Source organism: Citrobacter braakii (assembly GCF_002075345.1).
In the GTDB taxonomy this organism is placed as follows: Bacteria; Pseudomonadota; Gammaproteobacteria; order Enterobacterales; family Enterobacteriaceae; genus Citrobacter; species Citrobacter braakii.
This window is the reverse complement of sequence record NZ_NAEW01000004.1, coordinates 445868-460236: the sequence shown is the minus strand read 5'-3', so window position 1 is coordinate 460236 and position 14369 is coordinate 445868. Positions and strand designations below refer to the sequence as shown.

The following is a 14369-nucleotide window of genomic DNA, read 5'->3' as shown; positions in this document are numbered from 1 at the left end:
TAGATAGTAGGAACATAGAAAATTGAAAGATTTGATTTCGTAATCAACGAATTATCATCCTGTGCCAACAGTGTCTGAATATATGACCTGTTTGCTGAGATTTTTAAGCCCGATACTGATAAGTATTCCGTTATTGCTATCTGTTCGGGTAAGAAAAACTTATTCCCTGGTTACGAAAATATTGCTGATTATTCATTCAGCATCTTACTTATATCTCTTTTCAAATTGACAAATATATAGGCTTTGCTATGAGAAAAACTGTAATGAGAAATAAAAACGAGAATGGTCTCCGCTGGAGAGCACCATTTACCTGTCTTGCATTTATTATTCATGCAAATAGTGTGATGGCAGAAGAAACACTTACAGTTATTGCCAGCGATAATACAGCATCGAAAAAGAGTTATGTTGCTCACTCCAGTAATACTGCCAGCCGAACAAATGATTCTATTCTGGAAACCCCACAATCTGTTTCGGTAATTACTCGCAATGAACTGGATGATCGCAACGTACAGAGTATCACCCAGGCATTACAGTATACTCCTGGGGTTTTTGCCTCAAATGCGGCAATAGCTTCCCGCTTTGACTACTTCAGCATTCGCGGATTTAATGCCACGCTTAACGGAATTTTGCAGGACGGCCTGCGTTCTGTCACTCAGCAATCCTACGTTCGTTACGAACCATATGGTCTGGAGAAAATTGATGTCCTTCGTGGACCGAACGGCTTTTTGTATGGGGCAGGTTCCCCTGGAGGCATCATCAATGCCGTCAGTAAACACCCTACTCTTGATACCAGGCACGAGGTGGGCTTCCAGGGGGGAAGCTATGGCAGAAAACAATGGCAGTTTGATACATCAGGACCTGTCAACGATGATAAAAGCTTACTGTATCGGGTCGTAGGTGTAGCCCGTGACAGCAATACTCAGTTTAAACATGTACCAGACAATACCCTTTATCTGGCCCCCTCGTTTACCTGGCGTCCTGACACCAGTACGGCTCTTACAGTACTGGCCTCTGTAAACCGTAATGAGTTTGGAACGCCTAAATCCCAATTGCCAATACAGGGAACCCTGAATAACAATCCTAATGGTCAGATTAATCGCAACAGTAATCTGGCTGGCCCCGGCCTTAATAACCATATGAAACAGATGAATCTGGGTTATGAACTGGACCACATAATTAACGATAGCTGGAGTGTTCATTCCGCCAGTCGTTATACTGATGCGCGCCTGTTTACGCAATCACGAGATGGAAGGGGATTGGCGCAAGATCTGCGCACGCTTACCCTGGATGCCTATCAATTTGAGATTAAAGGCAAGATTTTTGCCACGGATAATAATATCGAAACACAATGGGACGTAGGCTCTGTTCACGGTTCAAGCGTAGCTGGTGTCTCTTTTCGTCATACCAGCGAAGACTACTATCTCAATACAAGCCCCGCTGGCAGCATTGATATCTATCATCCGAAGTTCGAAAATCATTTCTCAGCAACGAAACCGGTAAGTAATACCTTACAAAATGCCAGTGAAACAGGTGTCTATCTTTCCAACTCTCTGTCGTTTTTTGAACGTCTAAATCTTGATCTCTCTGCGCGACAAGACTGGGCAAAGGTCACGACCAAAAATCGCCTTAAGGATAACAACACCTCACAAGATGATCACCATTTTACCGGACGTGCCGGAATGAGCTGGGTAACCGACATTGGTGTTGCCCCATACGTCAGCTATACCACCTCATTTGCTCCAAAGCTCGGTACGGATTTCTATGGCCAGGCCTATAAGCCCACAACAGGGAAACAATGGGAGGTTGGGGTTAAGTATCAGCCTCAGGAAATGAATGCAATGTTCACGCTGGCATGGTTCGATCTAAAGCAGGATAACGTGGACACTCAGGATCCCAATCAAAGGCTAAACACCATCCAGACAGGCCAGATCACGTCCAAAGGTATTGAAACATCAGCCACTGCCAATCTCACAAGAGACTGGAACCTGGTAGCCAGCTACACCTGGAATGACCTGGAGACAACCAAAACGACCATACCTGGAGCAAAAGGAAAAACTCCGACGAACATGCCGGAACACATGGCTTCGCTATGGACAAATTACACCATTCCAAGTGGACCATTTGCCTCTTTAAGCGTGGGCGCAGGCATACGCTATGTTGGCTCAACGTGGGCGGATACGGCTAACGATGTAAAAGTTCCGGACTACGCGTTGGTCGATGCGGCGTTACATTACGATCTCGGCGAGTTAAGTAATCACATGACGGGCCTGAATATCGGGCTCAATGCCAATAACCTATTCAATAAGCATTACTGGGTCAGTTGTTCATCCAGCACCAGACGCAGCTCATGTAGTAATGGTTTTGATCGTTCACTGGCTGCAACTCTTTCATGGCACTGGTAATTTAAGGAAACAATAATGAAAAAATTCAAAATGTGTTTTTCCCTTACACTACTGACTTTATTCGGTCTGTTATGTGCCGTCCCCAGTATTGGAGCGACAATTACTGTTACTGATATGTTACAGCGTAAAGTCACACTCCCCGAACCGGCCAAACGGATTATTCTTAGTGAGAGTCGGCACATTATTACGCTGGCTATGCTGGAAAAAGATCCTATCAGCAATATTGTTGGTTGGGGGGATGATCTGCAGCGCTACTCACCTGCCACATGGGAGGCAATTATTTCCACCTGGCCCTCCGCGCGTAAAATTCCAGTACTGGGAACCATGAATACAGGAACCTTCTCTATGGAGGCGGCGATTGCCGCCAAGCCCGACCTAGTCATTTTTACGCTGTATGGTCCTATGCCACAAGGTCTTGAAGCACTGGATGCCGCACATATACCCTACATATTTGTTGATTTTTTCCGCAAGCCGTTAAGCAATACTGTGCCAAGCCTGAGGTTACTCGGAAAGGTACTCGGCAGGGATAATCAGGCAGAACAGATCATTGCTTTCTGGCAACAACGTGCAGATATCCTAAAGCAGAGGCTGGCTGGAGTGGATACTCTTCCCAGAGTATTTTTTCATATCAATCCCGGAAGAGGGGACTGTTGTGTGACCTCCGGTTCAGGCAGCTTGAACGATTTTATTGCGGCTGCGGGGGGCTACAACATCGGTGCTGATAAAATTACCGCGCCAGCAGGTAAACTCAATCCGGAATTTATAATCGCGAGTAATCCTGATTTTTATCTCGCTGGCGGTGGTTCAACGGTGAGTCGTGATGGTCTACAGATTGGTACTGGTATCTCATCTTCACAGGCCTCTGACAGCCTACAGCACATATTGTCAACTCCGGAACTAGCTAATCTGCCTGCCGTAAAAAAGGGACATGTCGGTGGTGTTTGGCTCTTCTTTTTCGATAGTCCACTCTATCTTATCGGTGTTGAGGCTATGGCAAAAATGTTGCATCCCAACCTGTTCGAAGACCTGGATCCCGAAGAAACATTACACATCGTAACTAGCCGGTGGTTATCCGTTCCACTCGAAGGAACATTCTGGACAACACTTCCCGTGAAACCTTGACCTGAATACAACTACTCATTCGATTTATGCGCTGGTCCGACAGGAAACTGAGTGATGAAAGAGAGCTGTGAATTACAAACAGAGTGTTATGAGAAAAACCGTATCCATATGATGAACCGATATCGAGCCATTTTGCGTTTACGTCTGTTGTATCTCGGAATTTTGTTCGCTGCAATCAGTTGTACGCTGTTACTGGACTTTACTCTCGGACCTTCCGGTCTGACGTTATCATCTCTATGGAATACACTTATTTCTCCCCAGAGCGTGGATGTCGCATCCCGCGTTATCGTCTGGGATATTCGCTTACCATATGCGCTGATGGCTGTGGTGGTTGGATTATCCCTGGGTGTTGCCGGTGCTGAAATGCAAACCATACTGAATAATCCATTAGCCAGTCCGTTTACTCTAGGAGTCTCATCTGCCGCTGCATTTGGTGCCTCCCTTGCAATAGTCTCTGGCATTACCCTTCCGGGCGTTTCTTCACAATGGATAATCTCACTCAATGCCTTTATTTTTGCCCTTCTCGCCACGCTATTATTGGATACAGTTTCCCGATGGATGAAAGTCTCAACATCGGGGGTCGTTCTGTTTGGCATCTCTCTTGTCTTTACATTTAACGCGCTGGTATCTGTAATGCAGTTCATCGCTACACAGGATACTCTTCAGGGACTTATATTCTGGACGATGGGGAATCTTGGGAGAGCTTCATGGGATAAACTAGGAATTCTGCTGATCGCAGTGATTATTTTATTACCCTTATCCATCAAGGATTCATGGAAATTGACGGCTCTGAGATTAGGTGAAGATAGAGCTATTAGTTTTGGAATTGATGTTCGTAGTCTGAGATTGATGACTTTATTACGTATCAGTATTATTTCTTCTCTTGTTGTAGCTTTTATTGGCCCAGTAGGATTTATCGGTTTAGTCGCACCACATATAGCCCGCATGCTGTTCGGTGAGGATCATCGGTTCTATTTATCCGCCAGTGCGTTACTGGGAGCGCTAATGTTATCGATAGCTTCTGTGGTATCAAAAAATATTATCCCAGGTGTCATCATTCCAGTGGGAATTGTCACATCTTTAGTCGGAATCCCTTTCTTTTTAAGTATTATTTTTCGTAACCGGAGATATCTTTAATGGGTAAGGATGTTCGTATTGACAATCTTTCAACTGGTTACGGTAAGCGGCCGATAATTCGCGATTTATCAGTTTCTGCACTTCCTGCAGGAAAGCTCACTGTTTTACTGGGGCCTAACGGTAGTGGCAAATCCACTTTGCTTAGAGCGATGGCCGGATTAAATGTGGCGACCGGTAAGATCTGGCACGGTAATGATGACCTGCTTTCACTCTCCTTCGCTCAACGAGCAGGGCGAATTGTTTATCTTCCGCAATCCTTACCTGCAGGAGTGCATCTTAGTGTACTGGAATCAATACTGGTAGCCCAACGCTCTGCGGGTCAGCATGACAGTACCGTCAACAAATCGGAAGTAATGGCTTTGCTGGAACAATTGGGTATTGCCCATCTGGCTTTGACCTTGCTTGATGAACTTTCTGGTGGGCAGAAACAGATGGTTGGATTAGCTCAATCGCTTATTCGTCACCCCTCTTTATTATTACTGGATGAACCACTCAGCGCACTGGATCTTAATTACCAGTTCCATGTAATGGATTTAATCAAAGCCGAAACCCTGAAGCGAGATATCGTTACCGTTATCGTTATCCATGACATTAATGTCTCACTGAGACATGGTGATCATATATTAATGCTTCATCAAGGTGATCTTGTTGCTGATGGGGGACCCGAGGAGGTTATTACGCCGCAGAATCTTGCTCAGGTCTATGGTGTTAATACCAGAATAGAGCTCTGTTCAAGAGGGATACCACAAATCCTGATTGATGGTCTGACCAAACGTCACCATGACTCTATCGAAAGAAAAAGTTCAGTTTCCAAAAGTCGTTATTGATGAGGTCGTACCTCATTTTCGTTATAGTCGATAATTCAGAAGTGGAGGGAGATATGTTGGATGATTTACGGGTACTAACGAACCCATTTCGCATCATGCTCTATTCCGCGCTGGGGCTGCAGGTATTCAGCGGTATTAGTTCACTGGTTCCTTGGCTCGCCATTGCCTGTATGGTCGACGCGGTACCTTCAACATGGCTATTCTGGCTCACAGCTGTTGCGGGAGCTTTGGGGCTGTGGTTAGTCTCACAAACGTTGGCGCTGCACCTTACCCATTTACTTGATGCCCACCTGAGCCATCATCTTCGTCAACGGCTGTCGGTTAAACTCACCCAACTTCCACTTAACTGGTTTGTACGGCAGGGAGAAAGTGGGGTTACCCGTGCACTGTCGCAGGATATTCAGGCATTGCATCAACTCGTCGCGCACGCACCTGCCGATCTGGTTCAAGTTTTGGTATTACCCACCTGTGCACTGATTATTCTTGCAACTGTTAAGTTTTCCTTGCTGTTATTCCTGCTCATTCCGCTGTTATTTACGGCACTACTGTTCCATTTTATCAGCTCACCTCGATTCCGCTATCTGTTTGAACATCGGGATCAGTCATTAAGAAAGTTGAACGATGATTATCAACAACTGGTGGCTTATCCCTTCCTGGCTCGTCAGTTCCCGGAGCGAGGCATTGAAGCCAGAACCCGAAAGAGGCTGAAGGATTTTATGACGGCTTTTCATTGTTGGCTCGGGCGTATAGGCAGCATGGGGGCCGGAACTCAGTTGTTACTCAGTTCAGCGTTTATGACAGGCTGGCTGTTACTGGGTGTCCGCATATTGGTACCGGAGCTTCGGTTGAGCGAATTGATACTCTTCATTTTTCTGTTACGCCACCTGACGCAACCTGTTATGGCTATGGGACATGGCGGTGATGCGTTACGTGCTGCAAAAATGGCTGCTGGACGAATCAGAACCTTGCTGGCTTACCCCGAAATAAGATGGGGAGCACACTATCTACCTTCCCCTTTACCCGAGGCAATTGATGTACAGCTGATAAATCTTGGTTTCTGTCAGGATGAACGCCGGATTTTGCAGGGCATTGATGTAAGCATAAAAGCGGGAGAATGGTGGGTTATAGTCGGGTCTTCCGGGAGTGGTAAAAGTACGTTGCTGAATCTTATTGCCCGCTATATGGAATACGATAGTGGACAGATACTGTTTAATGGTATCCCCAGTGAGCAGTTTTCACTTTCAGCATTCAATACACTGGTTGGTAGCGTGCCACAGGACTGTAAAATGCTGTCCGTATCGATTCGTGATAACCTGACACTGTTTGCTAATAACACCAGCGATGAAGAGTTGTGGCAAATGCTGGCGGCATTGGGGCTGTCAGAACGGCTTGATGGGCAGTTGGATGCCGCCCCCCGGCTTTCTGGGGGGGAAGAGCAGCGCCTTGCCATCGCAAGATCCCTGCTGGCACGGCGTCCCGTTTTGCTGGCTGATGAACCGACCTCTGGGCAAGATCCCGCGAATCGTGAACGTATCATCACAATGTTGGCGCAGTGTCCGGCTACCCGGCTGGTCGTTACGCATGATGCGCAATTGTGTCAGCGAGCTGACAGGATCATTCTTCTTGACGAAGGACGTATTTTGGCTATCGGTACGCCGACATCGTTAGCTGATCATCCTGCATTGACAACAGCTCTTGCGGAGACCAGGGAGAACGACCATGAAGCGTAACCTTTTGCGTCTGCTGACGCCTGCGCTTGTTTTGATGATACTTTCTGCTGTCATGGAGGGTATCTGTGCTCTGCTTCTGGCCTTTCTGGTATCCCGATTGCAGACTCCAGAACACGAGCTATTAATGCTGATAATTGCCACTATGATAGCACTCCTCGTACAGTATATGGCTGTAACTCGCGGTTTTTCTGCTGGTGGTGCTGTAGTTAATATGTTGGTAAAAGCGCTAATTGTCCATCTGCCACGAGCAGTATCACCGCATAAGCAGGCTGACGGACTTCTGTCCGGACCGATCGGTCAGGTGATGTCAGCCCCTGCCCATTTGTTGGCACCTTTGGTCAGTGCCTGCATAACTCCGCTGACTATCATTGCCGGGGTGGGTATCTGGTATCCCGGACTGGCACTACTGTTATTGTGTGTTGTTATATTGATTGCTTTGCTGCTGCGCATTTCAGCTAAACACCTGCACAAGCAGGAACTGCGGCTGGCGGCCGCAGCCTCGGATATCTATATAACCATGGCACACTTCGCCCGTCATCAGGCGCTACTGCGTAGCAGCGACAACCAGTCCGGTGCATCAAGTGCGTTAATGCAACAACTTGATGAACATCATCGTTCTCATCAGCTCCTGTTGCGTCGGAGCCTGCCCTGGCATCTGGCTTTCGTCATTGCGCTACAGCTGTTGCTGTTTTTAACGATACTCTTTGGTGCGAATGCCGTTATGACCCAGCAATTGGATATTCCCCATTGGATGGCTCTTATTATATTACTGCTTCGTCTGTTTGAACCTTTACTGCAACTTTCTCATCTTGATCAGGCTTTGCGGCAGCTAAGGCACGCTTTCAGACAGGTAGAGCAGGTACTCTCTGCTGAAGAAATTCCCTTTGTCGCATTGGATGGACCAACTCCGCAAGATAATAGTATCAGAATTCATGGCGTTACTCTGTATGCACAGAATAGTGACAGGGGGCTGGAAGGATTAGATGCCTTTTGCGCCGCAGGACAAATGCTGGTAATTGTAGGTCCTTCAGGTGCCGGAAAGAGCAGCCTGATACAACTAATATCCCGAATGCAGGATCCCCTTGTCGGGAGAATAGAATACGGAGGATGTGATATTCGCAGTCTGTCGATACAGCAACTGGCAAAGACGCAAGGAGTCCTGTTTCAGGCTAATCGTCTGCTACGTGGAAGTGTAAGCTGGAATCTGACTCAGGGGAGAGAGGATATCGATCATGAGCAGCTTGGGTCATTGTTGACTGCACTGGGTTTATCCCCAGATATTCTTGAGGAAGAGGTTGGTACGGGAGGTGACCGTTTTTCAGGTGGTCAAAAACAGCGTCTGTGTTTAGCTCGTCTTCTACTCCACACTCCTTCCCTGTTGTTGCTGGATGAACCTACCGCCAGCCTGGATCGCCACAATGCTAATCGAGTGATCGAGTTGATAAGAAACTATCCAGGCACTCGAATAATAATCACTCATGACCCTGCTATGGCTTGTGTGGCAGACAGCGTTTGGGTACTTGAGGACGGCAAGCTAACCGAAACGGGGTCGCCTGTGGAACTGCGTCAGCGCGGGGGCTGGTTTTATCGATTCTGTAAAGATAAAGATACAAGTTTGTAACCTCTAAACTGATATAGTGGGGTGGGAAAACTGGGTGCGTGAATAAATCAACGATCGACTATTGAGTCGGGTGCCCGAACGGGTGTCTAGGAACCTATCACGGGTAAAATACTCCTTACGTTTTGTACTTCTCAGGGGGCTTATGTGTTGATTAAGAATTAATTTGGTTACGTTGAGATGTAAATTTAGATTTAGCGTTTTTGAAAGTAAATATTCAATTTTTTATTAATTAATATCTGCAGGAGATAATTAAATGGCAATACCTAAACTACAGCCTTATATGCTGCCGAATGTCCAGGATGTCCCTGTCAATAAAGTGGATTGGTTTTTTCAACCTGAAAGAGCAGCTCTTTTGATACATGACATGCAGGATTATTTTGTTCGTTTTTGGGGTGAGAATTGTCCAATGATAGAACAGGTTATCGCTAATATTGCTTCCCTGCGTCGGTACTGTTATGAACATGGTATTCCGGTTTATTACACAGCACAACCTGAAGAGCAGCCTGAAGAAGATCGCGCCTTACTTAATGATATGTGGGGACCTGGTCTGACGAGTTATCCCGGACAGCAAAAAATAGTGGATAAACTAGTACCTGATGTTAGTGATACAGTTTTGGTGAAATGGCGTTATAGTGCATTTCACCGTTCTCCGCTAGAAAAGATGCTAAAGGACACTGGACGAAATCAACTGGTCATAACTGGTGTTTATGCCCATATTGGTTGCATGACTACTGCGACTGATGCTTTTATGCGTGATATTAAACCATTTATGGTAGCAGATGCTCTCGCAGATTTCAGTCGAGAAGAACATCTGATGGCATTGAAATATGTAGCAGGTCGCTCCGGACGTGTGGTGATGACAAGAGAGTTATTATCTGCGTTATTCCCTGACACCAAAGAGGCCCTTCGGACACTAATTATGCAATTATTGGACGCACCTGATGAACCTCTGGATGATGAAAATCTAATAGATTATGGTCTGGATTCAATTCAAATGGTGAACCTTGCTGCGAGATGGAGGTGTATTCATGATGATATCGATTTTATCATGCTAGTGAAAAAACCAACGATTGAAGCTTGGTGGAAACTGCTTTCCCGCACCAAAATTTAATTAATTTCCATTGTAGTATTAATACAAACTTTTATATGAATCGTTTTTATTATTTTCATTATTGTTCTATTGGGTGGTAAGCGTAAACTGATCGCCGTATTTAGACTTTAAGCCAGTGCTGGTAACTTAGACATCCAACCTGCTGCCAGTCGACCCCGGCGATAAGCCAGTTAAATTCGTCGGGAGTGAGGTGCCAGGTGGCGTCATCTTATAATTCTGGTCCGGGACCAGTAATGGTGCCATTTTGCACCGGACTGTGGCGGTTAATGATCCCGATAATATGATATGACAGAGACTTTTCGGCATGAAAATAAAATTTATGGTCAATATCTTGGATCCTTTCAGTTTACTTGGCAGAGTATTTGATTAACAGACAAAGTTGTTGAAAGTCTTTATCCAGTGTTTTACGCCAGTAACGGTATCTGTAAAGGCGGGGACTCTCCGGGGCGAGACGCCAGCACAGCCGGAACTGGCTGTTAAAGCAGGCAGTGACTTCCCAGCCCCAGCAAAGTCGGGGTGATAAAGATTCGGCATCTTCCCTGACCAGTCTGGCCAGACGCTGTGCCAGAGGCAGAGGCGCCATGAATGCCACGTAGGGGAGAAGTTTACGAACAGGGAAACCATGTCCCTGACAGGAGGCGTAAGTCTTCATGCCGCAGGTGTTCATGCAGGCAACCAGATTCTTGATCTTTGGATCAATCTGAAAATAACTTTTTTCCACTGTCCTGTTTTTCCAGATAAAACTAAAACTGGCATAGTGGCAAATGGACCCGTGCTTTTCCATGCTTAATTAATATCAGGAAAAATCAAAAATAAGGCCTTCACAGGCCGGGGCTGCATGTCGCAGTATTGAAACAACATGAGCGACAGATGACAGGAGGATTGACATGTTTCCGGAGTACAGAGAACTGATTTCGCGGCTGAAGAATGAGGACGCCCATTTTTCGGTGCTGTTTCAGCGACATAATGAGCTGGATCACGAAGTATCCAGAGAAGAGGCCCGCCCGGCCCCTGACAGTATCCGGCTGATGAAAATGAAGCGGGAAAAATTACATCTGAAGGATGAGATGCATCGTATTCTCCGGTCTTATTCCCCGGGGGAATAAGACCGGAAGAAATAGTGGCATATAGCAGGCTGAAAACAGGAAGAGGAAACTATGAAGCTTGATGAAAAAATGAAAGCTATGCTGGCGGTACAGTTACCCGTTCAGGCCACCACCGGGGAAGATGGTATGCCGGATATCGGGCCAAAGCGGTCACTGCGTGTGTACAGTGACACGGCACTGATTTACAACGAGAACACGGGAGGACGGACGCTGAAAAATATCCGGGCAGGCTCAAAAATGGCGGTTGCGGTGATTGACCGTGAGAACCGGGACGGATATCGCTTTATTTGTACACCGGTTATTTATGAAGATGGAGAACCCTATCTGAATGCGCTGGATTTCGCGAAGAATAATGGTATGCAGCAGCCGTTGTGTGCGGTTGTGCTGCAGATTGATGAGATATACAGTCTGCGTTCGGGGGCAGATGCCGGGAAAAAGCTTCACCCGTAAAGTGACGGAGCCATAACGACATGCGGCCCCGTTACCGGAGCCACATGAGGGATAACATACGTTATCATCTGACATTATTAATGGAGAGTCATACTGGCTCACTGCCGGGAGCCAGTCGTTATCACTATACCGAAATGATAATCATTATCAATTGTTTTTTTATATCCCTGAAACACTCATTCCCCGCAGACGCTTCGCGAACCCATCAGAGAGTGAAACAGGCTGCGCAGTTCCGGTGAGACATTGCCAACATGACTGCGTTTCAGCGGTCTTTTTTTTGGTGCAACTGACACAGCTTTTTCCGTGTCCCGGGTCAGTACCACGCCAGTCACCCTGATTTCATGATGGGGGCACGAGGAGCCTTCATCGCGGACAGCACGTGTCTCGCAGGTTATGCGTCTGTTCTTCCGGGAGATATAGGAAACCTGGAATGAGGCCCGCCGGTCGGTGATACCGAAAGCTTCTGAAATTTCTGCACGGCTGACCCAGTCGTTCTGCTGCTGAGCCCACAGGGCAACCAGAATATAAAGAGGCTCATCAGTGTACTGATGCAGGGAAGCCGGAATAACGAAAGGCTCATGGTTGCTCTGGCTGGTTTTTTTCCTGTAACAGGCCTGTCCTGATACGTGATTCTGCGGTGTGTTTTCCATAGTGTCCTTTCCTGAATAAGTAAAAAGAAAACTCACATGCTTTCATTTATAATAATGAGTGATATGAATTCGCTCTTTTATTACGAAAAAAGAAGACTGATTCTGCATAAGGGATGCCTGTTATTATTTGTGGTGACATCCGTCAGTGATAGTAGCTTAAAAGTTCCGTAAAAAATTAAAATTCGGTCCTGACGGTGTCATGATTGTTATTTTGTTTAGCTTCTGTTTAATCAAAATGGAGTGAGCAATCAATAAATAATTATTTAACGTGTTGTTACTTTATTTAATTCCATGCACCCGGTTGAATATTACCGCCAGCAGGTGTTAATCATGATTCATTAATTATCATTATGTTTATTTGAGGAGAAACACCAATGGCCTTTTCCTGGACGGAAGAACGGATTAATTACCTGCGTGAGAACGCCGGGAAACTGAATACCCGGGAAATTGCTGACGCTCTGGGTGCAAATATTACAGCGGTACGCAACATGGCAGTCAGGCTTAAACTGAGTCTTCGGGTTCGGGGATACACTGTCGAACAGATGGAAAAGGTTCGCGAACTGTACGCGTCACAGGGAGATATTTCCATCCGGGAAATCAGCAGACTGACGGGGCTGCCGGACAGTACTGTTGGTTACATTTTGTATGCTGCCAACCGGAAAACAGGGGCGCGGTACCACCGGGTGAGATTTGTTGAATTTGAGACAGGGGAGCGTACAAAAACAGGCGTTCAGATGGAGCTCATTGACGCCCGCCGTACCTGTCTTGACAGGCTGACCGCTGAGCCGGGGACGCAGGATATCTGGCTGCTGGATGGTACGCATTTTGCCGCCAGGAATATTTATTTCACTGAACGGATAACGGCCGGGAGCGTCAGAAGTCGCGGGAGATGACAGCGCGGTACCTGTGCGGGTCAGTCGCTGACTTTTTAGCCATAGCGTCTGGCGGGAGAGCGGCTGCCCGCTCCCCTGCCGGAAGTATCAGTGCAACACGGCGTTATCAGGCAGTCTGAATAAATCAACGTCCTGATTTAACTGTTCAGTCAGTTGCTGAAGGGCGCTCACCAGTGAGGTGGACTGTTCTGCCATCTGATGATTCTGCTGGGTTATCCGGTCGACTTCATTCACGGCCATACGGGCCTGCTGGATACCCCTGTTCTGTTCTTCAGAACTGATGGCAATTTCACCGATAACGCGTGAGACGTTACCGATGGAGTCATTCATTGCGCTCATTGATGCTTCAGCATTTTCCGCCAGAGTCACCCCTTCCTGTATCAGGGTGGTGGCAGAGGTAATGAGCGCGGCGATATCTTTTGCGGACTCCGCACAGCGCTGGGCCAGGTTCCTGACTTCGCTGGCCACCACGGCAAATCCACGTCCCTGCTCTCCGGCCCGGGCGGCTTCCACCGAAGCGTTAAGCGCGAGGATGTTGGTCTGGAACGCGATGGAATTAATGATGGCGGTGATATCATTAATTTTAACGGAAGCGGCCTCCGTCTCTGCCATGGTGTTTTTCACCCGGGCGACCATTTTACAGGAATCCTGTGCAGATGCAGAGGCTTCGCGGGCCATTTCGCTGGCGACCACGGCATTGTCGGCGTTGAGTCCCACGGTGGCACTGAGCTGCTCCATGCTGGCGGCGGTTTCCACTACGGCAGCGGCCCCCTGTTCAGTGCGGGCGGCAAGCGCGCCGTTTTCATCAGAGAGCGTACGCATCTGGCTGTGCAGGTCACTGGTGCATGAACGGATGGAGCTGACAATTTCCGCATTGTTTTTCTGCAGGGTGGACACCAGGGGATAAAGCTGACCGACGCAGTTATTGCCGAACAGGGTGATACGGTTATTCAGATTACCGTCAGCCATGGACAACAGGTGTCGTTTCAGCTCGGCCAGCGGTACCATCAGACAGCGGACAAGATAGATATTTGTCAGGAACAACACGACCGCGGAAAGGGCGATAATGATGGCTGCGGTAATATGGCGCCATCCGGTCACGCCTTCAGCGGTGAAGAGCATCAGGCTGTCAGCGATGACCAGCAGTAACATGATAACCATGATGTTCATTATGGTGACGCGGATCGGAAAGTTTTTTAAAGCGCCCATGAGGTGTTTCCTCTGAAAATATAAGACGACAGAAAGTTGCATCGGATTATAATGGTTCTGTAAAAATATGAAATTATTTTAATTAATCCTGAAAATGAGTTTTTTTTGGTT

General features: G+C 47.1%; 13 protein-coding genes. 10 read left to right on the top strand and 3 right to left on the bottom strand.

The genetic code is table 11. The annotated features are described in order from the left end of the window. Nucleotides 1-263: 263 nt before the first annotated feature. The 7 genes from BZK42_RS12050 (at nt 264) to BZK42_RS12020 (ending at nt 9950) form a co-directional block, all read left to right on the top strand. Nucleotides 264-2402 (top strand): TonB-dependent siderophore receptor, encoded by a 2139-nt coding sequence (locus BZK42_RS12050; protein ID WP_158083357.1) that lies wholly within the window; start codon nt 264-266, stop codon nt 2400-2402. A 15-nt stretch (nt 2403-2417) separates the two neighbouring features. Then, nucleotides 2418-3524 carry an ABC transporter substrate-binding protein gene (locus tag BZK42_RS12045; protein WP_080859219.1) on the top strand — a complete coding sequence of 369 codons (1107 nt, stop codon included), beginning with the start codon at nt 2418-2420 and terminating at the stop codon, nt 3522-3524. Between the two features lie 54 nt (nt 3525-3578). Beyond that, nucleotides 3579-4661 carry a FecCD family ABC transporter permease gene (locus BZK42_RS12040; RefSeq protein ID WP_080859218.1) on the top strand — a complete coding sequence of 361 codons (1083 nt, stop codon included), beginning with the start codon at nt 3579-3581 and terminating at the stop codon, nt 4659-4661. Continuing rightward, nucleotides 4661-5488 carry an ABC transporter ATP-binding protein gene (locus BZK42_RS12035; RefSeq protein ID WP_080859217.1) on the top strand — a complete coding sequence of 276 codons (828 nt, stop codon included), beginning with the start codon at nt 4661-4663 and terminating at the stop codon, nt 5486-5488. The genes BZK42_RS12040 and BZK42_RS12035 overlap by 1 nt, the downstream gene beginning before the upstream one ends. 53 nt (nt 5489-5541) lie before the next feature. Then, the gene (locus tag BZK42_RS12030; protein WP_158083356.1) at nt 5542-7218 is read left to right on the top strand and encodes an ATP-binding cassette domain-containing protein; all 1677 of its coding nucleotides are present in this window, start codon (nt 5542-5544) and stop codon (nt 7216-7218) included. Further along, complete coding sequence (locus tag BZK42_RS12025; protein ID WP_080859215.1) at nt 7208-8839, top strand: ATP-binding cassette domain-containing protein; 1632 nt, start codon at nt 7208-7210, stop codon at nt 8837-8839. The genes BZK42_RS12030 and BZK42_RS12025 overlap by 11 nt, the downstream gene beginning before the upstream one ends. 253 nt (nt 8840-9092) lie before the next feature. After that, the gene (locus BZK42_RS12020) at nt 9093-9950 is read left to right on the top strand and encodes an isochorismatase (protein WP_080859214.1); all 858 of its coding nucleotides are present in this window, start codon (nt 9093-9095) and stop codon (nt 9948-9950) included. A gap of 346 nt (nt 9951-10296) precedes the next feature. On the opposite strand, the gene BZK42_RS12015 is transcribed toward BZK42_RS12020, so the two are convergent. Then, nucleotides 10297-10617, bottom strand: a complete 321-nt coding sequence (locus tag BZK42_RS12015) for a hypothetical protein (RefSeq protein WP_080859239.1) — start codon at nt 10615-10617, stop codon at nt 10297-10299. A gap of 220 nt (nt 10618-10837) precedes the next feature. Here BZK42_RS12015 and BZK42_RS12010 point away from each other — a divergent pair, with 220 nt between their 5' ends. Both BZK42_RS12010 and BZK42_RS12005 read left to right on the top strand, forming a co-directional pair. Next, entirely contained in the window at nt 10838-11056 is a 219-nt protein-coding gene (locus BZK42_RS12010) for an HP1242/YdcH family protein (RefSeq protein ID WP_080859213.1), read from the top strand. Between the two features lie 51 nt (nt 11057-11107). After that, complete coding sequence (locus BZK42_RS12005; protein ID WP_080859212.1) at nt 11108-11506, top strand: pyridoxamine 5'-phosphate oxidase family protein; 399 nt, start codon at nt 11108-11110, stop codon at nt 11504-11506. 176 nt (nt 11507-11682) lie between these two features. On the opposite strand, the gene BZK42_RS12000 is transcribed toward BZK42_RS12005, so the two are convergent. Next, nucleotides 11683-12156 (bottom strand): CaiF/GrlA family transcriptional regulator, encoded by a 474-nt coding sequence (locus BZK42_RS12000; RefSeq protein WP_080859211.1) that lies wholly within the window; start codon nt 12154-12156, stop codon nt 11683-11685. Between the two features lie 374 nt (nt 12157-12530). Here BZK42_RS12000 and BZK42_RS11995 point away from each other — a divergent pair, with 374 nt between their 5' ends. Next, nucleotides 12531-13049 carry a hypothetical protein gene (locus tag BZK42_RS11995; protein ID WP_080859210.1) on the top strand — a complete coding sequence of 173 codons (519 nt, stop codon included), beginning with the start codon at nt 12531-12533 and terminating at the stop codon, nt 13047-13049. 87 nt (nt 13050-13136) lie between these two features. Here BZK42_RS11995 and BZK42_RS29835 read toward each other — a convergent pair whose 3' ends face one another. Continuing rightward, nucleotides 13137-14258, bottom strand: a complete 1122-nt coding sequence (locus BZK42_RS29835; RefSeq protein ID WP_158083355.1) for a methyl-accepting chemotaxis protein — start codon at nt 14256-14258, stop codon at nt 13137-13139. Nucleotides 14259-14369: the final 111 nt, after the last annotated feature.

Coding starts and splice junctions, on each gene's coding strand:
- BZK42_RS11995 (WP_080859210.1), top strand. CDS start 12,531: ATGGCCTTTTCCTGGACGGAAGAACGGATTAATTACCTGCGTGAGAAC.
- BZK42_RS12030 (WP_158083356.1), top strand. CDS start 5,542: ATGTTGGATGATTTACGGGTACTAACGAACCCATTTCGCATCATGCTC.
- BZK42_RS12015 (WP_080859239.1), bottom strand. CDS start 10,617: ATGAACACCTGCGGCATGAAGACTTACGCCTCCTGTCAGGGACATGGT.
- BZK42_RS12045 (WP_080859219.1), top strand. CDS start 2,418: ATGAAAAAATTCAAAATGTGTTTTTCCCTTACACTACTGACTTTATTC.
- BZK42_RS12050 (WP_158083357.1), top strand. CDS start 264: ATGAGAAATAAAAACGAGAATGGTCTCCGCTGGAGAGCACCATTTACC.
- BZK42_RS12020 (WP_080859214.1), top strand. CDS start 9,093: ATGGCAATACCTAAACTACAGCCTTATATGCTGCCGAATGTCCAGGAT.
- BZK42_RS12010 (WP_080859213.1), top strand. CDS start 10,838: ATGTTTCCGGAGTACAGAGAACTGATTTCGCGGCTGAAGAATGAGGAC.
- BZK42_RS12000 (WP_080859211.1), bottom strand. CDS start 12,156: ATGGAAAACACACCGCAGAATCACGTATCAGGACAGGCCTGTTACAGG.
- BZK42_RS12005 (WP_080859212.1), top strand. CDS start 11,108: ATGAAGCTTGATGAAAAAATGAAAGCTATGCTGGCGGTACAGTTACCC.
- BZK42_RS29835 (WP_158083355.1), bottom strand. CDS start 14,258: ATGGGCGCTTTAAAAAACTTTCCGATCCGCGTCACCATAATGAACATC.
- BZK42_RS12040 (WP_080859218.1), top strand. CDS start 3,579: ATGAAAGAGAGCTGTGAATTACAAACAGAGTGTTATGAGAAAAACCGT.
- BZK42_RS12035 (WP_080859217.1), top strand. CDS start 4,661: ATGGGTAAGGATGTTCGTATTGACAATCTTTCAACTGGTTACGGTAAG.
- BZK42_RS12025 (WP_080859215.1), top strand. CDS start 7,208: ATGAAGCGTAACCTTTTGCGTCTGCTGACGCCTGCGCTTGTTTTGATG.